The sequence below is a fragment of the Ornithinimicrobium panacihumi genome, assembly GCF_052073805.1.
Classification (GTDB): Bacteria; Actinomycetota; Actinomycetes; order Actinomycetales; family Dermatophilaceae; genus Ornithinicoccus; species Ornithinicoccus panacihumi.
This window is the reverse complement of the sequence record NZ_JBQGWG010000001.1, coordinates 378,945-401,036: the sequence shown is the minus strand read 5'-3', so window position 1 is coordinate 401,036 and position 22,092 is coordinate 378,945. Positions and strand designations below refer to the sequence as shown.

General features: G+C 72.2%; 20 protein-coding genes. 9 read left to right on the top strand and 11 right to left on the bottom strand.

Annotation, left to right across the window (positions count from 1 at the left end):
- Position 1: 1 nt before the first annotated feature.
- Positions 2–976: a DNA polymerase III subunit delta gene (gene holA, locus ACTMMA_RS01885; RefSeq protein WP_441188396.1), complete on the bottom strand. Its 975-nt coding sequence runs from the start codon at positions 974–976 to the stop codon at positions 2–4.
- Positions 977–1,044: 68 nt separating this feature from the next.
- On the opposite strand from holA, the gene ACTMMA_RS01880 reads away from it, so the two are divergent.
- A complete protein-coding gene (locus ACTMMA_RS01880; protein WP_441188395.1) occupies positions 1,045–1,503 on the top strand; it encodes a DUF7919 family protein in 459 nt (152 codons plus the stop codon).
- Here ACTMMA_RS01880 and ACTMMA_RS01875 read toward each other — a convergent pair.
- Entirely contained in the window at positions 1,481–3,703 is a 2,223-nt protein-coding gene (locus ACTMMA_RS01875; protein ID WP_441188394.1) for an ATP-dependent DNA helicase, read from the bottom strand. The genes ACTMMA_RS01880 and ACTMMA_RS01875 overlap by 23 nt on opposite strands.
- Before the next feature lie 64 nt (positions 3,704–3,767).
- A complete protein-coding gene (gene fdhD / locus ACTMMA_RS01870; protein ID WP_441188393.1) occupies positions 3,768–4,667 on the bottom strand; it encodes a formate dehydrogenase accessory sulfurtransferase FdhD in 900 nt (299 codons plus the stop codon).
- A 72-nt stretch (positions 4,668–4,739) separates the two neighbouring features.
- Between fdhD and ACTMMA_RS01865 the strand changes: the two genes are divergently transcribed.
- The gene (locus ACTMMA_RS01865) at positions 4,740–4,967 is read left to right on the top strand and encodes a hypothetical protein (RefSeq protein WP_441188392.1); all 228 of its coding nucleotides are present in this window, start codon (positions 4,740–4,742) and stop codon (positions 4,965–4,967) included.
- A 27-nt stretch (positions 4,968–4,994) separates the two neighbouring features.
- On the opposite strand, the gene ACTMMA_RS01860 is transcribed toward ACTMMA_RS01865, so the two are convergent.
- The gene (locus tag ACTMMA_RS01860; RefSeq protein ID WP_441188391.1) at positions 4,995–7,694 is read right to left on the bottom strand and encodes an MGH1-like glycoside hydrolase domain-containing protein; all 2,700 of its coding nucleotides are present in this window, start codon (positions 7,692–7,694) and stop codon (positions 4,995–4,997) included.
- Positions 7,695–7,819: 125 nt separating this feature from the next.
- Between ACTMMA_RS01860 and ACTMMA_RS01855 the strand changes: the two genes are divergently transcribed.
- Positions 7,820–8,341, top strand: a complete 522-nt coding sequence (locus ACTMMA_RS01855) for a hypothetical protein (RefSeq protein WP_441188390.1) — start codon at positions 7,820–7,822, stop codon at positions 8,339–8,341.
- Between the two features lie 48 nt (positions 8,342–8,389).
- On the opposite strand, the gene hflX is transcribed toward ACTMMA_RS01855, so the two are convergent.
- Together hflX and ACTMMA_RS01845 are read right to left on the bottom strand one after the other, a co-directional pair.
- Positions 8,390–9,904: a GTPase HflX gene (hflX, locus tag ACTMMA_RS01850; RefSeq protein ID WP_441188389.1), complete on the bottom strand. Its 1,515-nt coding sequence runs from the start codon at positions 9,902–9,904 to the stop codon at positions 8,390–8,392.
- Between the two features lie 188 nt (positions 9,905–10,092).
- A complete protein-coding gene (locus ACTMMA_RS01845; protein WP_441188388.1) occupies positions 10,093–10,506 on the bottom strand; it encodes a class I SAM-dependent methyltransferase in 414 nt (137 codons plus the stop codon).
- 88 nt (positions 10,507–10,594) lie between these two features.
- On the opposite strand from ACTMMA_RS01845, the gene ACTMMA_RS01840 reads away from it, so the two are divergent.
- Complete coding sequence (locus ACTMMA_RS01840) at positions 10,595–11,317, top strand: class I SAM-dependent methyltransferase (RefSeq protein ID WP_441188387.1); 723 nt, start codon at positions 10,595–10,597, stop codon at positions 11,315–11,317.
- A 136-nt stretch (positions 11,318–11,453) separates the two neighbouring features.
- Here ACTMMA_RS01840 and ACTMMA_RS01835 read toward each other — a convergent pair whose 3' ends face one another.
- A complete protein-coding gene (locus ACTMMA_RS01835) occupies positions 11,454–12,197 on the bottom strand; it encodes a helix-turn-helix transcriptional regulator (RefSeq protein ID WP_441188386.1) in 744 nt (247 codons plus the stop codon).
- 100 nt (positions 12,198–12,297) lie between these two features.
- Between ACTMMA_RS01835 and ACTMMA_RS01830 the strand changes: the two genes are divergently transcribed.
- Positions 12,298–12,858 (top strand): mycothiol transferase, encoded by a 561-nt coding sequence (locus ACTMMA_RS01830; protein ID WP_441188385.1) that lies wholly within the window; start codon positions 12,298–12,300, stop codon positions 12,856–12,858.
- 31 nt (positions 12,859–12,889) lie between these two features.
- Here the strand turns inward: ACTMMA_RS01830 and miaA are convergent, their stop codons facing one another.
- A complete protein-coding gene (miaA, locus tag ACTMMA_RS01825) occupies positions 12,890–13,846 on the bottom strand; it encodes a tRNA (adenosine(37)-N6)-dimethylallyltransferase MiaA (RefSeq protein ID WP_441188384.1) in 957 nt (318 codons plus the stop codon).
- Between the two features lie 71 nt (positions 13,847–13,917).
- Here miaA and ACTMMA_RS01820 point away from each other — a divergent pair, with 71 nt between their 5' ends.
- The 4 genes from ACTMMA_RS01820 (at position 13,918) to ACTMMA_RS01805 (ending at position 18,607) form a co-directional block, all read left to right on the top strand.
- Positions 13,918–14,220 carry a hypothetical protein gene (locus ACTMMA_RS01820; RefSeq protein WP_441188383.1) on the top strand — a complete coding sequence of 101 codons (303 nt, stop codon included), beginning with the start codon at positions 13,918–13,920 and terminating at the stop codon, positions 14,218–14,220.
- Between the two features lie 32 nt (positions 14,221–14,252).
- On the top strand, positions 14,253–15,092 hold the full coding sequence (locus tag ACTMMA_RS01815; protein ID WP_441188382.1) for a pyruvate, water dikinase regulatory protein: 840 nt from the start codon (positions 14,253–14,255) through the stop codon (positions 15,090–15,092).
- 75 nt (positions 15,093–15,167) lie between these two features.
- Complete coding sequence (ppdK, locus tag ACTMMA_RS01810) at positions 15,168–17,843, top strand: pyruvate, phosphate dikinase (protein WP_441188381.1); 2,676 nt, start codon at positions 15,168–15,170, stop codon at positions 17,841–17,843.
- Positions 17,840–18,607, top strand: coding sequence for a (2Fe-2S)-binding protein (locus ACTMMA_RS01805; RefSeq protein ID WP_441188380.1), 768 nt, complete (start codon positions 17,840–17,842; stop codon positions 18,605–18,607). The genes ppdK and ACTMMA_RS01805 overlap by 4 nt, the downstream gene beginning before the upstream one ends.
- Here the strand turns inward: ACTMMA_RS01805 and ACTMMA_RS01800 are convergent.
- Genes ACTMMA_RS01800 through ACTMMA_RS01790 form a run of 3 tightly spaced genes read right to left on the bottom strand, consistent with a single transcriptional unit; the run spans position 18,591 to position 22,085 of the window.
- Entirely contained in the window at positions 18,591–19,421 is an 831-nt protein-coding gene (locus tag ACTMMA_RS01800; protein WP_441188379.1) for a glycosyltransferase, read from the bottom strand. The genes ACTMMA_RS01805 and ACTMMA_RS01800 overlap by 17 nt on opposite strands.
- On the bottom strand, positions 19,418–20,197 hold the full coding sequence (locus tag ACTMMA_RS01795) for a hypothetical protein (RefSeq protein ID WP_441188378.1): 780 nt from the start codon (positions 20,195–20,197) through the stop codon (positions 19,418–19,420). Before ACTMMA_RS01795 ends, ACTMMA_RS01800 begins: the two co-directional genes overlap by 4 nt.
- Positions 20,198–20,204: 7 nt before the next feature.
- A complete protein-coding gene (locus ACTMMA_RS01790) occupies positions 20,205–22,085 on the bottom strand; it encodes a polysaccharide pyruvyl transferase family protein (protein ID WP_441188377.1) in 1,881 nt (626 codons plus the stop codon).
- Positions 22,086–22,092 lie beyond the last annotated feature (7 nt).

The following is a 22,092-nucleotide window of genomic DNA, read 5'->3' as shown; positions in this document are numbered from 1 at the left end:
CCTATCCGTTACGTGCGCGGCAGACCTCGAGCACCGCCCGCTCCACGGCGAACTCGGGGCTGCGCACGGTCGCCTCGGTGCGCAGCCCACCCTTGACGTCGACGTCGGCGCGGGCGACGGCCTGGATGGCGCGGCCCAGGCGCTCCCCGTCCCAGCCCTGGGCCACCCGCCGGGCCTGGTCGACCTGCCACGGGGCGAGGCTGAGGTCGCGGGCCACCTGGGCCGAGCTGCCGCGTCCGGCGGAGGCCACCTTGCCGACCTGCCGCAGCTGCATGGCCAGCACGGCGACGATCGGCACGGGATCCAGACCGCCGAGCATGGCGTGGCGCAGCAGCCCCATGGCGGTGCGCTCGTCCCCCGCCAGCGCGGCCTCGGCGACCTTGAAGCCGGTCGTCTCGACCCGCTCGCCGTAGTAGGTGTGGACGTCCTCAGCCTCGATCGTGCCCTCGACGTCCCGGATGAGCTGGGCGCAGGCGCCGGCCAGCTCGCGCACGTCCTTGCCCACGGACTGGACGAGGGCGCCGACGGCCTCGTCCAGGATCTTGCGCCGGGCCTCGCGGAACTCGTGCTTGACGAAGTCGACCTTGTCCCGCTCGGTCTTGACCGCCTTGGCCTCGATGACCCTGGCGCCGTTCTTCTTCAGGGTGTCCAGGACCTTCTTGCCCCGGTTGCCGCTCTTGTGGCGCACCACCAGGGTGACCCCGTCGGCCGGCTGGTCGAGATAGGCCAGCAGGTCCTCCACCAGCGCGTCGTCGGCCTCGTCCATGTCGTGGACCACGATGATCGTCCAGCCCCCGAAGAGGCTGGGGCTCGCGTGCACCAGCAGCTCGCCGGACTGATAGCTGGCGGCGTAGAGCTTGACGACCTCGGCCTCGGGCTCGACGGCGCGCACCTGCTCGACCACCGACTCGGCGCCGCGCTCCGCGACGATCTCCTCCGGCCCGGTGATGAGGGCGTACTCCAACGGCTGGCTCACACCCCCACCCTGCCACGTCGCACCGACAGACGATCCCCGGCCCGATGACGCGGCCTAGGATGCCGGGCGTGACCTGGTTCGAGGACCTCAGCCCCTACACCTACCTGGAGCAGGACCGGGGTGAGGGCATGCTCAACGTGGGCTGGCTCGAGCCCGCGCACGCCTACAGCATCGGCACGGTCCCGGAGGAGGCCACCGCAGCCCTCGCCACCCTTGCCCTCGACCCGCAGGGGCGGACGCGCGGCTTCCACACCTGCGGCTTCTGCGGCGACGCCGGGGGCGGGTCGGGGCAGGTGCCGCGGGGCTCGGCCGAGATCCGCGTGACCGGTGCGGACGGGACCCGGTATGCGGCTCCCACCCTCGTGGTCCACTACGTCACCTCCCACGGCTACCTGCCTCCGCGCGGCTTCCTCGAGGCCGCGGTCGCCGCCGCTCCGCCGCAGCCGACGCCAGCGCCGACCCCCGACGGACCCCATCCCCGCCGCCCGTGCTGGCGGCGCCTGCTCAGACCAGGCCGAGTTGGTTGATCCGGGCCGTCACCTGGTCGGGCGCGATGTCGAGGTGCTCGGCCAGCTCCTCGGCGCTGACGCCCGCCTCGAGCCCGTCCCTGAGCTCCTCGTCCTGCTCCTCGGTCCAGGCATGACCGCCGGTGACCGCCGTGCGGGGTGAGCGGGCCACCGGCACGCTCGCCGCCGGCCCCTCGAGCACGGGCTTGTCCCCCGCACCCTCCAACGGGGCTCCGCCGATCCCGCGCGCCCCGGGCTCGGCGACCGGGACCACCTCGGGCGCGATGTCGTGCAGCTTGCCCAGGGCCCGCAGCACCAGCGCCTGGTCGGTCGTGGGCCAGAACGGCGGCAGCGACCGCTGCAGGAAGCCGGCGTAGCGCGCGGTGATCATCCGCGAGTCGAGGAAGGCGATGACGCCCCGGTCGTCGGAGCGCCGGATCAGCCGACCCGCTCCCTGCGCCAGCCGCAGCGCGGCGTGCGTGGCCGAGACCGCCATGAAGCCGTTGCCGCCCATCCTCGAGATGGCCTCCGTGCGGGCCGAGGACAGCGGGTCGTCGGGCCGCGGGAACGGGATCCGGTCGATGATGACCAGCTGGCAGGCCGGGCCCGGGACGTCCACGCCCTGCCACAGGGACATCGTCCCGAACAGGCAGGTGGAGGCGTCCGAGGCGAACTGACGCACCAGGGTCGGCATCTGGTCGTCCCCCTGGCACAGCACCGTGATGCCCAGGTCGGCCAGCCGCGAGCGCATCTCCTCCGCGGCCGCCTCGGCCGCGCGCCGGGAGCTGAACAGCCCCAGCGTCCGGCCCCCCGCGGCCCGCACCAGCGCCTCGATCTCGTCGAAGACGGCCGGCGCCGCACCGTCGCGCCCCGGGGGCGGCAGGTGCTTGGCCACGTAGGCGATCGCCTGCTGGGGATAGTCGAAGGGCGAGCCGACGTCCAGCCCCTGCCAGGGCGGCGACCCGGCGCCGCGCAGCCCGATGGTGCCGGCGACCGCGTCGAAGGTGCCGCCCAGCTCGAGGGTCGCCGAGGTGAGCACGACCGTGCGCTCGTCGAAGATCTTCTCCCGCACCAGCATCGCCACGCTCATCGGCGCGACCCGCAGCACCGAACCCCGGCGCTGGTCGTGGCTGGCCCAGACGACGTCGAGCTCCCGCTCCTCCAGGACGCGCGCCGCGGTGTCGTGCACCTCGTCGACCGCGGCCAGGGCCATCTGCCGGGCCCCGTCGACCTCGGCACCCTTGTCCGGCTTGATCTCGGACAGGGTGGCGTGGGCCGCGTCCCGCACCACCTGCAGGGTCGTCACGAGCCGGTCCGGCAGGTGGGTCAGCTTGCCCTCGGGCAGGTCGGCCAGGGCGTCGGCGAGCAGGTCGGTGGTCTCGGCCAGCCGCGCCGCGGCCTCGCCCTTCCCCGCGCGCCGCGCCGCGACCGACACCGAGCTGCTGGTGAGCTCGTCGGTGATGGTCGAGGTGATCCGGTCGGTCAGCTCGTGCGCCTCGTCGACGATCAGCAGGTCGTGCTCGGGCAGCATGAAGCGACCCTCGAAGGCGTCGATGGCCATGAAGCTGTGGTTGGTGACGATGACGTCGACATCCTTGGCGGCCTCGCGCGAGAGCTCGACGAAGCACTCCCCGACCACCGGGCAGCGGCTCCCGAGACACTCGTGGGAGCTGACCGAAACCTGGCGCCAGGCCCGGTTGCTGACGCCCGGCACGAGCTCGTCGCGGTCGCCCGACTCGGTGATGTCGGCCCACTCGCGCAGCCGGGTCACCTCGTCGCCGAGCCTGGACCGCTCACGGTCGACCGAGCCCATCGACAGCAGCGCGCCCTCGTCCTCGTCCGGGAACCCACCGACCAGCTTGTGCTGGCACAGGTAGTTGGACCGCCCCTTGACCAGCGCGAACGTCGGCCGTCGCCCCAGGATGGGCGCCAGCGCCTCGGCGATGCGCGGCAGGTCACGGTCGACGATCTGGGCCTGCAGCGCCAGCGTCGCGGTGGCCACGATCGCCGGCTTGCCGGTCCGGAAGGCGTGGGCGATCGCCGGCACCAGATAGGCCAGCGACTTGCCGGTGCCCGTCCCCGCCTGCACCAGCAGGTGCTCCTCGCGCTCGACCGCCCGCTCGACGGCCTGGGCCATCTGGACCTGGCCGGGCCGTTCGGTCCCGCCGACTGCCGAGACGGCGGCGGCGAGCAGGGTGGTCAGGTCCGGGACGGCAGGCACCGACCCAGGGTATGCGGCTCCACCCACCTGCGGTCGGACCCGTCCACAGGCGGGTGGTTCGGGCTCAGTCCCGAGGCTGCTCGGGGCCGTCCCCCGCCGGCTCCGGCGTCGTCGCCGGCGTCGACGTCGCCGGCTCGACCCGCTCGTGCCCGCAGTAGACGTTGAGGCTGCTGCCCCGGTTGAAGCCGATCAAGGTCAGCCCCGACTCCTGAGCCAGGTCCACGGCCAGCGACGACGGGGCCGAGACGGCGGACAGCACGGGGATCCCGGCCAGCACCGCCTTCTGCACCAGCTCGAAGGACGCCCGTCCGGACACCTGCAGGACGCCCCCGCGCAACGGCATACCCCGCTCCCTCAGGGCCCACCCCACTACCTTGTCGACCGCGTTGTGGCGTCCCACGTCCTCGCGCAGGCAGGCCAGCTCGAGGCCGTCCTCGCCCGGCAGGAACAGGCCGGCGGCGTGCACCCCGCCGGTGCGGTCGAAGACCGCCTGCTCGACGCGCAACCGTTCGGGCAGGTCGAGCAGGGAGGCGAGGGGGTATGCGGTCTCGTCGGCCCCCAGGTCGTGCGCGCCGGAGCGGCGCACGGACTCGATCGACGCGGTGCCGCAGATGCCGCAGGAGGATGAGGTGTAGACGTGCCGCTCCAGGCCGGGGTCCGGCGGGGCGACCCCGTCCGCAAGAGTGACGTCCACGACGTTGTAGTCGCGCTGCCCGTCGGCCCCGATGCCGGAGCGGTAGTCGATCTGCGCGACATCCGACCACGACGTGACCACGCCCTCGCCGTGCAGGAAGCCGACCGCCAGGTCGAAGTCGTGCCCCGGTGTGCGCATCGTGACCGAGAAGGATGACCCGTTGACCCGGACCTCCAGCGGCTCCTCCCCCGCCAGCGTGTCCCCGCGCTCGCTGACGGCCCCGTCCGCCGACAGGCGTGCGACGCGGCGGCGCTGGGTGACCCGGGACATGGGGCCAGGGTACGGCGTGGGTAGGCAGGCCGCCGGGCCGGCGCTGACCGACACACAGCCTTCACACGAATCGTGCTGGGGGCTTCACGCGCGTGCCGTTGTCTCGGATGCACGAGGACACCACACCCGAGAAAGGACGCCTCATGCGCACCACCCTGGCTCGAGCGGGGTCTGACCTCCAAAGAGGAGGCCTTCGCCGTCGGCATCGAGCTGGAGACGGCCGACATCGCCGACCTGGCCTGGAAGATCGAGGACGTCGACGACGCCCGGGTCGTCGTGGACCGGGCGCGCGCGCTCTGAGCCGTCTGCGCGACCGCATACCCTCCCTCAGCGGTTGGCGATCCCCCGGGGTGCGCAGATGTAGTGCGCCACCAGCGCCGTCCACCCGGTCTGGTGGGAGGCTCCCAGGCCGGAGCCGTCGTCGCCGTCGAAGTACTCGCTGAAGGTGGGGTGGGCGTCCCACAGCTCGCCGGAAGGGTGGTGCCGCGGGGTGGAGGGGCGCCGGCCGTCGGGACCGGGGCGGAAGAGGGAGACGAGCCGGTCCTGGACCTCGTCGGCGACCTCCTCGACGGAGATCTTCCGCCCCGAGCCGGTCGGCATCTCCACCGTCGTGCCCACGCCCGCGCTGCGGCCGTAGGTGCGCAGGGCGTCGACGAGCAGGGCGTTGACGGGGAACCAGATGGGACCGCGCCAGTTGGAGTTGCCGCCGAACATGCCCGAGTCCGACTCGCCGGGGACATAGGCCAGCGACAGCTCCTGGTCCCCCAGGCGCACGGCCAGGCCCTCGCGGTGGGCGGCCGAGAGCGACCGGATGCCGTGGGGCGAGAGGAACTCGCCCTCGTCCAGCATCCGGCGCACGATGGCCGACCACTGCTCCTTGGTGACCATCGACAGCGTCCGCAGCGAGTAGCCGCGGTGGTTGGTGTGGAGCAGCGCGTCGGCCAGCTCGGGCCGGCGGCGGGTCCAGCCGTCGAAGAACTCGGTCAGGTCCGGCAGCTCGTAGACGGTCCAGTTGGGCACCAGCGAGACCCCGGTCAGCGGCAGGAGGCCGACCATCGAGCGGACCGGCATCCGGTAGGCCTGCCCGGAGTCGTCGACGAGCACGTCGTGGAAGAACTCGTCCTCGGGGTCCCACAGCGAGGTGTGCCCGGTCCCGATGTCGTCCATCGCCTCCGAGATCGCCAGGAAGTGCACGAGGAACTTGGTCGCCACCTCGTCCCAGGCCTCGTCCTCACGGGCCAGCTCCATGGCCATCCGCAGCATCTTGAGGCAGAACATCCCCATCCACGCGGTGGCGTCGGCCTGCTCCAGCCGCTGGCCGTCGGGCAGCTGCTCGGAGCGGTCGAAGAGGCCCACGTTGTCCATCCCGAGGAAGCCGCCCTCGAAGATGTTGGACCCCTCGGAGTCCTTGCGGTTCACCCACCAGGGGAAGTTGAGCAGCATCTTCAGCACGATCCGCTGCAGGAAGCTGCGGTCCTGGCAGCCGTCGATGGCGTAGACCTGCCAGGCCGCCCAGGGGTGCACCGGCGGGTTGACGTCGGAGAAGTTCCACTCGTAGGCGGCCAGCTGGCCGTTGGGGTGCATCGCCCACTCGCGGCACATGAGCAGCAGCTGCCACTTGGCGAACCACGGGTCGACGTGGGCCAGCGGCACGCAGTGGAAGGCAAGGTCCCAGGTGGCGAACCAGGGGTACTCCCACTCGTCGGGCATGGAGATGACCTCGGCGAGGTTGACGTGCTTCCAGTGGCTGTTGCGGCCGGTCTCGCGACCCGGCGGGGGCGGCGGCATCGCCGGGTCGCCCTCCAGCCAGCGGGGCACGTCGTAGAGGTAGAGCTGCTTGCCCCACTGGAGGCCGGCGAAGGCCCGGCGGGCGATGAGGGCGTCCTCCGCCGAGGTCTCCTCGGGCAGCACCCGGGCGTAGAACTCCTCGCACTCCTCCCGGCGCCGGCGGAGCACGTCGTCGAAGGTCGGGGTCGGGTCGGGTCGGCCGTCGACCTCGGTCATCCGCAGCCGCACCGTGACGCTCTCCCCCGGGGCGACCTTGTCGAAGACCCACCAGAAGGCGGCCTTGGTGCCCTGCTCGCGCGGATTGCAGGCGTCGGCCTGACCGTGCACGACCGCCCGGTCGACGGCGTCCTTCGGGTATGGGGTGTGGTCGGCGGGGACCTGGTCGGCACCGTAGAGGGTGGCGATGTTGGTCTCGTTCTCGCAGAACAGGATCCGCGGGTCGCCCTCGGCCTCGACGCGGATCCGGCCGAGCTCGTGGTGGTCGGCGGTGACCGCGACGACGCCGGGCTCGTCCTGGGCCCGGCGGATCAGCGGGCGCCGGTCGTCCAGGCCCCAGCTCCAGGTGTTGCGGAACCAGACCTGCGGGATCAGGTGCAGCGGCGCGGCCTCGGGGCCGTGGTTGGTGGCGGTCACCTCGATGCAGATGTCGCTCGGGCTGGCCTTGGCGTGGGTGAGGTGGATGTCGAAGAAGCGGTCCTGCTCCAGGATGCCGGTGTCGGCGAGCTCGTACTCCTCCTCGTCCACGCTGCGCCCGGCGTTGACCCGGACCAGCTCCTCGTAGGGATAGGCGGCCTGGGGGTAGCGGTAGAGCCAGGTGGCGTAGGAGTGGGTCGGGGTGCCCTCCAGGGCCCACCAGTACTCCTTGGGGTCCTCGCCGTGGTTGCCCTGCGGGTTGGTCAGCCCGAAGAGGCGCTCCTTGAGCCGGTCGTCGTGGCCGTTCCACAGCGCCAGGCCCACGTTGAGGAAACCCTCGACGTCGCACAGCCCGGCCAGGCCGTCCTCGCCCCAGCGGTAGGCGCGCAGGTGGGCGTGGTCGAAGGGGAAGTGGGCCCAGGCGTTGCCGTCGGCGGAGTAGTCCTCCCGGACCGTGCCCCACTGGCGGGCGGAGACGTAGGGCCCCCAGCGCCGCCAGGCGGACTTGGGGTCGTCGGACTCGGCCAGCCGGCGGTGCTCCGCCGTCGCGTCGTCACGGGTGCCCTCCAGGGCGCGGGCTGCAGCGTGGGGAAGGTCGGAGCTCACGCCCCAACCCTGCCACAGCGGAACCGCCGGTCGGGGTCCTACGTCGGAGGTGCCACACTGGTCGCGGATGCCACATCGGCTGGGACGAGGGACGTCAGGGCGGGAAGGTGCGAAGGGGGACACCGATGGCGGGGATGGTGCGGGGCAGGCTGGGCCTGGTGGTCCTGACGGCCTTGCTCGCGGCCGGCTGCCAGTCGGAGGGAGGCGCTCGGGACGGTGGGCCGCAGGGCGGGCCACCGGACCCGACCACGCCGGTGGGCGCCGTCGGCAGCCTGGTGGGCTCGGTGGACGAGTCGACACTGCCGCGGGAGGTGCTGGAGCGGACCGTGGACGGCGCGGTGCTCATCACCACCGAGGCGGACCGGGACGCCCTGGCCGAGGCGCTGGGGCTGCCGCCCGTGGAGGGGGTCGACCTGTCCCGGAACCTGCTCGTGGCGGGCAGCTACCCGCGCTGCGCGGAGACGAGCCAGGTGCTCCTGGACACCGGCCGCGAGCCGCCCGGGCTCCGGTTCGTCGTCCGCAGGGCGTCCCCGGAGACGGTCTGCGCATGGTCCCCGCTCACCATCGACGTGTGGGCGGTCCCGCGGACGGCGCTGGACGGCACGGACGGCGAGCCGGAGCTGGTCACCAGGGCACCCACAGGGTGAGGTGGGCGGCCCGCCCGAGGCGGGCGGGCCGCATACTCCGACGTCGTCTCAGACCGCGTAGGCGGTGAGGTGACCGTGCAGGTCCTCGTCCACCTTGGCGCTGATCCGCGTGCCCTCGGAGGTGTGCTCCTCGGAGAGGATCTCGGCCTCCTCGTGCAGCCGCGCCACCAGGTCGCCGCGGGTGTAGGGCACGAGCACGTCCACGAGGATCTGCGGCCGCGGCAGGGTCGCCTCGACCATCTCCACGAGGTCGTCCACGCCTCGGCCGGTCTTGGCCGAGACGATCACGACGCGGGGATACATCCGCTGCAGGCGGTCGAGCACCTCGGGGTCGGCCAGGTCTGCCTTGTTGACCGCGATGATCTCCGGCAGCTTCAGGGGCTCCCCGTCTTCGACCTCGGCCAGCACCGCGTGCACCGCTGCGATCTGGCCCTCGGGCTGTGGGTGGGAGCCGTCGACGACGTGCAGCAGCACGTCGGCCTCGGCGGCCTCCTCCAGCGTCGAGCGGAAGGCCTCGACGAGTTGGTGCGGCAGGTTGCGCACGAACCCGACGGTGTCGGACAGCGTGTAGGCCCGCCCCTCGCTCGACTCGTGCCGACGCACGGTCGGGTCCAGGGTGGCGAAGAGCTGGTTCTGCACCAGGACGCCGGCGCCGGTGAGGCGGTTGAGGATCGAGGACTTGCCCGCGTTGGTGTAGCCGACGATGGCCACGCTGGGCACCTTGCCGGCGCGGCGGCTGCTGCGCTTGGTCTCCCGGACGGTCTTCATCGCCTTGATCTCGCGGCGGAGCTTGGCGATCCGGCTGTTGATCCGGCGGCGGTCCAGCTCGATCTTGGTCTCACCAGGACCACGCGACCCGATGCCCTCACCGCCGGCGACCCGACCACCGGCCTGCCGGGACATCGACTCGCCCCAGCCCCGGAGCCTGGGCAGCAGGTACTGCAGCTGGGCCAGCTCGACCTGGGCGCGGCCCTCCTTGCTCTTGGCGTGCTGGGCGAAGATGTCGAGGATGAGCGCGGTCCGGTCGATGACCTTGACCTTGACGACGTCTTCCAGCGCACGTCGCTGGGAAGGGCCCAGCTCGCCGTCGACCACGACGGTGTCGGCGCCCTCGGCGGCGACGATGTCGCGCAGCTCGGCGGCCTTGCCCGACCCGAGGTAGGTGGCCGGGTCCGGCTTGAGACGACGCTGGATCACGCCGTCGAGCACCTGGGAGCCCGCCGTCTCGGCGAGCGCGGCGAGCTCACGGAGGGAGTCCTCGGCGTCCTCGAGGGTGGTCTGACCGTTGTCCTCCCAGACGGAGGCCAGGACGACCCGCTCCAGCCGCAGCTGGCGGTACTCGACCTCGGTGACGTCCTCGAGCTCGGTGGACAGCCCCGCGACGCGGCGCAGCGCGGCACGCTCCTCACGGTCGAGCTGGTCACCATCCCGGGAGCTGTCGTCCTCGCCCCAGCCGAGCGGGTCCGTGCCCTGGTCGAGGTGGATCTCGTGCTCGTCGAGCGCCTCTGCGCGTCGGTCGAGCACGCCGGACGAACGGTGCTCGGGGTGCGGGGTGGCAGTCATTGAATCCTTCGGGTATGCGGTGCGGCCGGTGCTCCAGCCTCTCACCGTGCAACGTCGGTCGCCACCGATTTCTGCCCTGCAGGCGTGTGCGTCCATCTACCCTCGAGCGAAAGGAACCCGCGCCACGACCACCCCCTGACCCTCCTGCCCCTGCCCGCTCGGGGCCCGGTCCACCCGGTCGACCTCGGTCAGCCCCAGGTCCGTGAGCATCGCCGACACGGCGTCCATGGTGCGGTGATGGCGGACGAGCTCGACCGCATACCCCTCTTCCGGAAGCCCTCGCCCACCTCCCGGCTGCCGGCGCCGGTCTGGAAGGCGAGGAGCAGGTGCCCGCCGGGTCGAAGGACGCGCACCAGCTCGGCCAGCGCGACGGGCAGGTCATCGTCACCGATGTGGATGAGTGAGTACCACGCGAAGACCCCGTCGAATCTCCCGTTCTCCTGCGGCAGGTCGGTAACCGAGGCCACCTCGACCGGGAAGCCCGGGTGGTCCGGCCGTGCCCGACGGACCATCTCCGGCGAGAGGTCGACCCCCTCCACCCGCACCCCGCGCGCCGCCAGGTGGGGCAGCATCCGCCCGGCTCCGCAGTCCGCGTCGAGCACCAGCGGCGAGGTCGGCAGCCGGGCGAGGCACGGGATCGTGCGCTAGCGCGGGCCACCGACGCACGGGCGGATCTAGACTGGCCGGGCCATGAGCGAGCACCCCAGCGACGAACAGCCCGACCACTACTTCACCGCGCAGCCCGCCTCCGACGGTGAGCTGCGCCGCACCTCCGTCCGCCTGGCCGGGCAGGACGTCGAGGTGGTCACGGCGGGCGGCATCTTCTCCCCCGACGGGATCGACAAGGGCACCCGGGTGCTGCTCGACGAGGCGCCCGCTCCCCCGGGGAGCGGGACCTTCCTCGACCTCGGCTGCGGCTGGGGTCCGCTCGCGCTGACCATGGCGCTGGAGTCCCCCGCCGCCACGGTCCACGCCGTCGACGTCAACGAGCGCGCTCTCGACCTGTGCCGCCGAAACGCCGAGGCCCTGGGTTGCGCCGCCACCGGCGACGGGCCCGGGGTGTCGGTGGGCCGCCCCGAGGTGTCGGTGGACCGTCCCGGGGTGTCGGCGAGCCGCCCCGAGGACGTCGACCCCACGACCACCTACGACCTCATCTGGTCCAACCCTCCGATCCGTGTCGGCAAGGCGGTCCTGCACGAGCTGATGACCACCTGGCTGCCCCGCCTGACGCCGGCGACGGACGGTCGCCCGGGCGGCACCGCATACCTCGTGGTGCAGAAGAACCTCGGCTCGGACTCCCTGCAGGCCTGGCTGCAGGCGACCCTCCCCGACCTCATGGCCCCTGACACGGTCGAGGTCACGCGCGCGGCGAGCAGCAAGGGCTTCCGCATCCTGCGGGTCACGAGGAGCTGACCCGTCCTGCGGTTTGGTGCCCTGCGATTCGTGTCCGGCGATGTCCGGCGATTCGTGTCCTGCACTTCTCGCGCTATGACGCGAATAGTGCAGGACCACAAACGCAGGACCACGAACGCAGGACATCAACCGCGGGTCAGTCGCGGGCCCCGAGGGCCACATCCAGACGCCCCCGCAGCGCCTCCAGCGCCTCACGCACGGCCTTGTCCCCGACGATCCGGAAGGGATGCTCCAGCCGCAGGAGCCACTCGGCCGCCCTGGCCGGGTCCTCGGTGCCGCTGACCATCCGCGTCGTGGTGGCGTCGACCTCCTCCAGCGTCACGTAGGCCGCATAGCCCTCCAGCTCGGCCAGCGGTGCGTCGACGAGCAGCTCGATCCGGTGGCGGTAGGAGGACGGGTCGTGGTGGCTGCCCAGGGTCGTGGTGATGTCGGGCTCCCCCGGGCGCGGGCGGTAACGGAAGGTCGTGGCGCGCGCGTCCTGGATCCGGTCGAGGCGGAAGGTGCGCCAGTCGTCGCGCTCGAGGTCGAAGGCGGACAGGTACCAGCGACGGCCCCACGCCACGAGCCGGTAGGGCTCGACCCGGCGCTCGGTCGCGGCGCCCCGGCGGTCGAGATAGCCCAGGCGCGCCTGCACCCTGCCGGTCACGCAGTCGGCGAGCGTGGTGAGCAGGTCCACGGGGACCGACCGACCGGAGAAGGGCTCCGCCGCGCTGATCGCCTCGCCGAGGCGCTCGACCCGTGCCCGGGCGCGGGCCGGGAGGACGTGCTCGAGCTTGACCAGGGCGCGCAGCGAGTCCTCCTGGTCACCGGCCAGGCCCGAGCTGCCCGCAGTGCGCAGCGCCAGGGCGACGGCCACCGCCTCGTCGTCGGTCAGCAGCATGCGAGGAGTCTGCCACTTTCACCGGACAGGAACTGTCCTGTTAACCCCCGAGAGTGGTCTCAGCAGGAAGGACCTGCACCCACAGACCCAGGAGATCGACATGGGATTCCTCACCGACGACGCCACCGGCGAGCAGGACGTGCTGGCCACCTTCGTCCTGCAGCAGCTGGCCCAGCTGCGCACCACCGTCCACGGCCTCACCGACGAGCAGGTCCGCTCCACCCCGAGCGCCAGCGAGCTCTCCCTGGCCGAGCTGCTCAACCACACCGGCGACTGCGCGCGCTCCTACGCCGAGATGGTGGCCGAGCCCGGCTCCGACGGGTCCTACTCCGAGGCCTGGCGATCGGTCGCCCCCGAGGACGTGACGCTCGAGAGCGCGCTGGAGCGCTTCGACGCCCAGGTGGCCAGGGTGCGGGAGATCCTCGAGCAGCCGCTGGACATGACGGCGGCGATCCCGGTGCCGGAGGCGCCCTGGTTCCCCCCGGAGCTCACGCACTGGGAGACCCGCTGGGTGCTGGCCCACCTCATCGCCGAGCTCGCGCGGCACGCCGGGCACGCGGACATCGTCCGGGAGAGCATCGACGGCGCGATCTCCTACGACCTCAACGACCTCGCCGAGGGCAAGGAGCCCCAGGACTGGACGACAGCGACCGACTGGTGACGGACGACCTCCTTCGCAGGCCGATCCATGATCAGGTGCCCCGGTCAGCCGACCGGTGGCCCGGCTCTGCCCGCGGCACGACCACCTCGAGCGCACGCTCCACCAGGTCGGGCGCGTCGTGCTCCAGCCAGGTGATCCTGGGGTCGGGGCCGAACCACCGCTCCTGCCGACGGGCGAGACGTCGGGTCGCGACGACCGTGTCCTCGATCGCCTCGTCCTGCGTCAGTTCGCCGTCGAGCTGGCGCAGGGCCTGGGCGTAGCCGACCGCCCGGGACGCGGTCCGCCCCTCGCGCAGGCCCTCCTCAACCAGGCCCTCGACCTCCTCGACGAGGCCGGCCCGCCACATCGCCTCGGCGCGGCGGGCGATCCGCCCGTCCAGGACGTCCCGGTCGGCGCGCAGCCCGATCATGACGGTGGGCCGCACGAACTCCCGGACCGGCATCGAGGCGCTGAACGGTCGTCCGGTCAGCTCGATGACCTCCAGCGCGCGCACGACCCTGCGCCCGTTCCGCCTCTCGATCGCTTCCGCCGCAACGGGATCCAGCGCCTTGAGGCGATCGTGCAGCGCCTCCGGACCGACCTCCCCCAGCACCTGCTCCCACCTGGCCCGGACCGCCGGATCGGTCGGCGGGATCTCCAGCCGGTCCAGCAGCGCCCGCACGTAGAGCCCCGATCCCCCTACCACCACGGGCACCCCTCCGCGCGCCCGGACCGCCTGCAGGTCCGCACGGCCTTCTTCCTGGTATGTGGCGACACTCGCCTCCTCGACCACGTCCAGGACGTCGAGCTGGTGGTGGGGCACGCCCTGACGCTCCGCCACGGGCAGCTTGGCCGTCCCGACGTCCATCCCCCGGTAGAGCTGGGAGGCGTCGGCGTTGACGACCTCTCCCCCGAGCGCGAGCGCCAGCGCCACGCCCAGGTCGGACTTGCCGGTGGCGGTCGCGCCGACGACGGCGACGATCGGACAGGTCGTGGACGGGGAGGACATGGCCGAAAGTCTCCCACCAGCAGCCCCTTCTCCGGTTGCCGCGCCGAGCCGCCCACGGCAGGGTGTCCGTCATGACTGAGAACACCGCATGGTTCGACAAGGACTCCGACCAGGACGCCGGCACGGAGCGGGACGGCGAGGGCAACTTCGTCGGCGGCAGCTTCGGCAAGCCCAGCCTGGCCAAGGAGAGCCACGAGCAGACCACGGCGCAGGAGGTCGAGCAGGAGGCCGAGGACCCCACCCTGGCCTCCGCCCCGGCACCCGCCGAGGTGGAGGAGACGATCGAGGACGAGGGCGGGTCGACCTTCGCCGCCGCGGACGTCGAGGGAACCACGACCGAGCCGGCACCCGGGGAGCGCAACGAGCCGGTCTGAGCCGGCACACCGCATACCCCTAGCCTGACCTCATGGCCGACACCCCCATCGAGGTCCACATCATCGCCGACTCGACCGGCGACACCGCGGCGCGCGTGGCACGCGCGGCGGCGGCCCAGTACGTCGGCTACGAGGTCCGGATCATCCGCCACCCGCGGCAGAGCACGCCCGAGAGCCTCCACGACGCCTTCGCGCGGATGCACCCGGAGCGGGCGCGCACGGTCGTCTTCTCCACGGTCGTCGACGAGGGGCTGCGGCACCTCGTCGCCCAGCTGTGCAAGGAGCGGGACCTGCCGCACGCCGACCTGCTGGAGCCGGCGATCGCCGCGCTGCGGGCCACCACGGGGCAGAACCCGGACGGGGTCGTGCGCCCGGTCGGGGTCGGCGAGGACTACTTCAAGCGCATCCAGGCGATGGAGTTCTCGATCGCCAACGACGACGGCAACCTGTCCAACCACCTGCGCGAGGCCGACATCATCCTCATCGGCGTGAGCCGCTCGGGCAAGACGCCGCTGTCGATGTACCTGGGCTACCTGGGCTTCAAGACCGCCAACATCCCGCTGGTCCCGGGGCTGCCGGTGACGCCCCAGCTCGGCGAGGTGCCACGCTGGAAGATCGTCGGGCTGACCATCGACCCCGAGCGGCTCGTGCAGATCCGCAGCCGTCGCGTGCGCGCCATGGGCGCCGCCGGGACCCAGCGCGACGGCTACACCGACATCGTCAAGATCTTCAACGAGCTGGACCAGGTCGCCACCATCCAGCGCAACCTGGGCTGCCCCGTCATCGACACCACCGAGCTGGCCCTCGAGGAGGCCGCCGGCCGCGTCATCGAGGTGGTCCAGCGGCGCCGGGAGGCGGCGTCCGGGCGTTGAGCCGGACGGGATAAAGTCAGGATCAGGTGCCTGGCGCTGGAGCCGGGCGCACCCCCTCCCGAGGAGCACATGAAGATGAGCGGAGACACAGCGGTCAAGTACCTCTACGACATGTCCGAGGGCGATGCGACGATGCGCACCGTCCTGGGCGGTAAGGGGGCGAACCTCGCGGAGATGAAGCGACTGGGATTCCCTGTCCCCGACGGCTTCACGGTCTCCACGGCGGCCTGCGTGGCCACCATGGAGAGCCACGGCGAGTGGCCCGACGGGCTGTGGGAGGACGTGGAGGCCGCCGTCGAGCGCCTCGAGGAGCGCACCGGCCGCACGCTCGGCGGGGAGCGCCCGCTGCTGCTGGCCGTCCGCTCCGGCGCGGTCTTCTCGATGCCCGGCATGATGGACACGATCCTCAACCTGGGCATGAGCGACGAGACCGTCGAGATCCTCGGCGCCGAGTCCCACGACCCCCGCTTCGCCTGGGACTCCTACCGCCGCTTCATCCAGATGTACGGCGACGTCGTCGAGGGCGTCCAGCCCCACGTCTACGAGGACGAGCTGACGGCGCTGAAGGCCAAGCGCGGCGTCGAGAACGACACCGACCTGACCACCGAGGACCTCAAGGAGCTCGTCGCGACCTTCAAGGAGGTCTCGCGCCGCGAGCTCGGCCGTGACCTGCCCACCGACCCGCGCGAGCAGCTCCGCGGCGCCGTCGACGCGGTCTTCAAGTCCTGGGACACCCCCCGCGCCCGGGTCTACCGCAAGGCCAACGACATCCCCGACGACCTCGGCACCGCCGTCAACGTCATGCAGATGGTCTTCGGCAACCGCGGCGACACCTCCGCCACCGGCGTCTGCTTCACCCGCAACCCCTCCACCGGCGAGAACACGATCTACGGCGAGTTCCTCATCAACGCCCAGGGCGAGGACGTCGTGGCCGGCATCCGGACCCCGCGCCCGCTGGCGGAGCTGGAGGAGGTCCTCCCCGAGGCCTACGCCCAGCTCGTGCAGACCCTGCACGACCTCGAGGCGCACTACAAGGACATGCAGGACATCGAGTTCACCGTCGAGGACGGCACGCTCTACATGCTGCAGACCCGCACCGGCAAGCGCACCGCCGCCGCGGCCCTGAAGATCGCCCGCGACCTCGTCGAGGAGGGCGTGCTCACCCAGGAGGAGGCCCTTCAGCGCATCGAGGCCAGCCAGCTCGACCAGCTGCTGCACCCGGCGATCGACCCCGAGCACGGCAAGACCCCGCTCACCAAGGGCCTGCCGGCCTCCCCCGGCGCGGCCGTGGGCGAGCTGGTCTTCGACGCCGACACCGCCGCCGAGCGCGGCAACAACGGTGAGGCCGTCGTCCTGGTCCGCTACGAGACCACCCCCGACGACATCCACGGCGTGATCGTGGCCCAGGGTGTCCTGACCGCCCACGGCGGCATGACCTCGCACGCGGCCGTGGTGGCCCGCGGCATGGGCAAGCCCTGCGTCGCCGGAGCCCAGGCCATCCGCCTCAACACCGCGGAGAAGACCCTCACCGTCGGTGACAAGGTCTTCAACGAGGGCGACGTGATCACCCTTGACGGCTCCACCGGTGACGTCTACGGCGAGGCCATCGACCTGGTCCCGCCGCAGGTCAACGAGGACTTCAGCGCGATCGTCGGCTGGGCCGACGAGCTGCGTGAGCTCGGGGTGCGCGCCAACGCCGACACCGGCGAGGACGCCGCCAAGGCCCGCGAGCTGGGCGCCGAGGGCATCGGCCTGTGCCGCACCGAGCACATGTTCATGGCCACCGACCGTCTCCCGGCCGTCCGCGAGATGATCCTGGCCGAGTCCGTCGAGGACCGTGCCGCCGCGCTGGAGAAGATCCTGCCGATGCAGCAGGCCGACTTCGAGGGCATCTTCACCGCGATGAAGGGCCTGCCCGTCACGGTGCGTCTGCTCGACCCGCCGCTGCACGAGTTCCTCCCCAGCCTGGTCGACCAGTCGCTGCTGGTGCAGCGCCTGGAGCTGACCGGCGGCGACGCCGAGGAGCTGGACGAGGCACGCGCGCTGCTGGGCTCGGTCAAGCGCCTGCACGAGCAGAACCCCATGCTCGGCACCCGCGGCTGCCGCCTGGCGATGCTCTACCCCGAGATCCCGGAGATGCAGACCCGCGCGATCATCCGTGCCGCCCTGGCGGTCCGCGAGCGCGAGGGCGAGACGGTGGGCGTGGAGATCATGATCCCGCTGGTGGCCTACTCCGCCGAGCTCGAGGCCCAGCGCGCGATCGTCGAGCGCGCGGTCGCCGAGGAGCTCCAGGCGGCCGGGCAGGAGATCGACGTCACCGTCGGCACGATGATCGAGCTGCCCCGCGCCTGCGTGGTCGCCGACCAGATCGCCGAGCACGCCGACTTCTTCTCCTTCGGCACCAACGACCTGACGCAGACGGGCATCGGCATCAGCCGTGACGACGCCGAGGGCGGCTTCCTGTCGGCCTACGTCAGCGACGAGGTCATCCCGGCCAACCCGTTCGAGTCGATCGACCGCGAGGGCGTCGGCCGCCTGGTCCAGATCGGCACCGAGCGCGGGCGCTCCACCAAGCCCGAGCTCAAGGTCGGCGTCTGCGGTGAGCACGGCGGCGACCCGGCCTCGATCCAGCTCTTCCACGAGCTCGGCCTGTCCTACGTGTCCTGCTCGCCCTTCCGGGTGCCGATCGCCCGCTTCGCCGCGGCCCGCGCCGTCCTGGACGCGCGCGGTGAGGCGACGCCCGACGCGTGACGCAGCCGCCTTCTGACGCTCCCGAGGGGGCGCGGGTCCTGACCGACCTGCGCTCCCTCGGGGGCTTCTACGCCCTGGTCTCCCCCGTCCCCGCCGGGAGCGACGCGCTTCCGTGGGCCGAGGTGCTCGCCGAGGACGCCCTGACGGCGCGGTTCGCCGCGGTCCGCGCGGCCCTCGCCGCCAGCACGGGTATGCAGCCACCCGCCGTCGACGCACGCGTCGCCGTCTCCGCCACGCAGGTCGGGCTGGCCTCGCGCCTGTGGTCGCCCGCGCTCGGTGGTGCCGTGCTGCACGGCTGGGTCCCCGACCTGTCGTCGGCCAACCTGGTGGCCAGCCCGGTCCACCGCGGGGCGGTGCCGCTGGGTGTTCGTGATGCCTCGGCCGGCGTGGCCGTCGGGTCGGCCGCCGAGGCCGCTGAGGCCATCGCACGCCTCGTGGTGCGCGACAGCCTGGCCCAGCTCCACACCGCCTGCTCGGCCGTGGGTCGCACGGCGGTGAGGGTGCTGGTCAGCAACTCGGCCTCGGCGCTCACCGGCGCCGGTCGGGTCCTGGCCGGTCAGGCTCCGGAGCACACCGATCAGATCGGGGAGATCGTCCGTCTCCTGCTCGCGGTTCCCGAGGTCGCGGCCGGAGGCGGGTTCTCACCGGACGGGTCGTTCCTGCGCAGCGGGTGCTGCCTCTTCTACCGCATACCGGAGCACGGCCTGTGCCCCGACTGCGTGCTGGCGCCGGCCCATCCCGAGCAGGTCACCGAGGCCCACTGACCTCCCCGGCGGAGCCCACATCCCCGGCCGCGCCCACCGCCTCGGCCGCCCTGGTCCCGTCCGTGACGAACGCCCACGCCGTGGCCAGGTCGCCCATCCCGCGGGCGTGCCGCAGCGCGAACGCCGCCCGCACCAGCGGCGCGGCCCTCCCGTGGACCTCGTTGAGCACCACGGCCCGGACGTGCAGGTCCTTCCCGCCCCAGCGGCTCCCCGAGCTGCTGTCGGGGTGGGTCCCGAAGATGTAGGGCACCGAGACGGCCTTGAGCCCACGGCGCAGGAGCTCGACGATGAAGAGATATTCGTCGCCGAGGTAGAGCGGCGCCCCGGCCCCGAACCGGGTGTCGAAGCGCACGCCGGCAGCACGGACCTGGTCCAGGTCGACGAGCATCTCGTAGGTCGCCGCCTTGGCCGCGCTGAAGCGGTTGAGCGGACCCGGCCGGCTGGTCAGGTAACGCTTGCGCACCTGCCCCTCGGCGTCGGTCCCACGCCCGAGCGCCAGCGCGGCGCCGGTCCTCTTCAGATGGGCGATGCCGTCGAGCACGCCCGGCAGGTTGACCTCGACGTCGTCGTCGCAGAAGAGCAGGTAGCGACGGGTCGCGTGCTCAATGGCGGCGTTGCGGCTGCGTGCCACCCCGTGCCCCGGCACGCGCACGACCCGGTCCCAGGACGGGTCCGGCTCGAGCGCGCCGTCCCCCTGCACCAGGACCAGGACCTGGGGTGAGGCCCGCGCCCCGGCGCCGTCGGGCGGCCGGATGTCGCCAGCGGTCTCCAGCAGGGTGGAGTAGCCGATGGTGAGCTGGTCGGCGTCGCTCACGGGCGCACCAGGTCGGTGCGGGCGGCGGCACGGGCGAAGCGCATGATCCCCGCGGAGTAGGTGCCCACCTGGCCGTAGAGCAGCCGCAGGCCGAGGAAGAAGACGACGGCGTCGCTGCTGGAGACCTCTCCTCGCAGGGCCCGGATCACCACGAGCAGCAGGACCAGGGCCATCCCGACGCTGCCCATCGTGGCGCCCAGCTCGGCGATCCGGATCCGGCCGCCCACGCGGTCGTCGATCGTCGCCGATCCTGGCTTGGTCCCGCTGGCCACGTAGGACTGCTGCCGCGCCAGCTCCTTGCCGTAGAGCCGCCCGATGAGGGCCAGCACCACGACGACCACGAGGGCGTTGGCCACGGCGACCCACACGTCGAGGAAGAGGAAGAAGACCGTCAGCGCCACCGCCTGGACGATGGCGACCAGGACCCCTGACAGCTCCAGCGCCAGGGCCCAGTCCCAGCTCTGCCGGCTCGGCGAGCGCTGCTCCAGCTCCTCGAAGCGACGACGGAAGCGGTTGACCCTCACGACCCGGACGAGGTGGTGCAGCGCCCTGGCGCCCGCCATCGCGGCGAAGAGCAGCACGATGGTCAGCGTGAGGGAGGCGTCGTGCTCGAGGAGACGCTGGCGCCCATGGATGACCAGGTCGGAGAAGAGCCGGATCACCAGCATCTCCACGACCGGGACCATCGCCATCACCACGACGAGGACCGCGACCTCGGCCTTGCCCGCCCTGGAGGGGAAGAGCCGGCGCAGCGCGTGCACCAGGTGGACCAGCACGGTCGGCCTAGTCGCCCTGCAGGGTCAGCTCGACGCCGGCGCGGACGGCCTGCTCGATCTCGTCGAGCTTCTCCTCCGAGATCCGCTCCTGGGTCAGGAGGTCCTGGAAGGGGATGCGCCGCAGGTCGAAGCCGATGACCCGCGGCTCGTAGACGGTCTCCAGCCCGACCCCGCGGCAGTAGTCGCCGTACTTGATGCCCGTCCCGTGGACCGCCGACTCCAGACCCTGGAAGCCGACGAGGGTGCAGGGGATGCCATAGCTGTGGCAGGCGATCATCACGTGCATCGCGCTGGTCACGACGGCGTCGTAGCCGTTGATCGCTCGCAGGAACTCGTGGATCTCCCCTGGATGGGACATCCGCACCCCGAGCTCGTCCATGCCCTCGGGCAGGAGCAGCGGGACGTTGGCGTGCTTGAAGTGGCGCACCAGAGCGGTGCGCCCGTTGGTCTGGCCGCGCTCCACCGGGACCAGGCGGCGCACGAGCGCGCCCGGGTCGCCGAAGGACTCGACGTCGGGACCGCCGCTGTCGCGCAGCAGCTGGGCGGTGACCGGACCACGCACCGAGACGTAGGTGGCCTGGGGCTCCAGCTCCAGGTCGGTGCTGCTGACCCCGGTGCCCACGACGACCGAGCGCGGCTTGATGAAGCGACCGATGGAGCCGACGGCGACCAGGTGCGGGCTGTGCGAGGGGGCGGTCGGGGGCACGTAGCTGACGCCGCGGTCGGTGAGCTCGCTGACCACCATCGGGCTGAGCCAGTCGCCGAAGTTGCCGGGGAAGGGCCGGGCCCACCATGCGACGGGGACGGGATCCTGCCCCTGACCGAGGGTGGCGTAGTGCGCGAACGCGTCCGCCGCACTCTTGGCCGCCTTCTCCCCCGGCGTCAGGATCCCGCCGCTCTGGAGCCGCTCGAAGGCCTGGTATGCGGCATCCACGTCACCACGCTGCGCCGCCGCGATCATGTGCCGGGTCAGGCGACCCCGCTGGGCGGTCAGGCTGCCGGCCGACCCGACCGCTCCGCCGCTGGTCAGCAGGTGGGTGATGCCGACCTGGTCGGCGAGCCGGCGCGCGGGGCGGCTGACCCGGGGCGGGAGGCGGCGCTCGACCTTCTTGGCCACGCGCAGCGCCCGCTTCAACGGAAGGCGGACCGGCAGGCCCTGTCCACGTCCGCCCCCGGGCAGGCCGGCGGTGGAGTGCTGCTCGACCTTGTCCTTGAAGTCGTCCACGTTGCCGCTGGCGCCGAAGGAGAAGAAGGGCACCACGCCGGTCTCGGCGTCCGCCTTGTCGAGCCGGGCCGTGCTGGGGATGACCTGAAAGGTCAGGCGTCGGGCGTTGGCCCGCCAGGACTCCTCGAAGAAGTAGTCGTCGGTGGCCTTGATGGTCATCTCCTGCTCGGCCGCATAGGCGTCGGCGATGAAGCGGCGGCCGGCGGGAGTGGCGTTGATGCCGAAGAAGCAGGGCTCCCAGAAGCGGGTCCGGTTGCCGTAGCCGATCGACAACGGCGTGGAGAAGCCCCGCTGGAAGCCGATGAGGTCGGCGGTGAAGTCGGCCACGTAGTCGGGCAGGGAGAGCAGGGAGCAGTCGACGTCGATCCAGAAGACCTTGGCCTGCGGGTTGCGCTCGCAGACCTCGGCGAGGAAGCCGATCTTGCGTCGGGTCATGTCGGCCCAGTCCGCGCCCTCGGGCTTGTGGATCTCCTCCATCTCGTGACGCAGGCCGAGCCCGTCGAGGGTGCGTCGGAGTGCGTCGGCGTGGCCGCGGTAGTAGTCGTCGTCGGTGTAGAAGGAGCAGACGACGATGTCGTCCCGGCGGGTCGGGGCGGGGCCTTCGGGCGCCTCGACCACCACGCCGGCCGTCGTCAGGGAGGGGTCGGCTGGGGAAGCAGTCATGATGCGC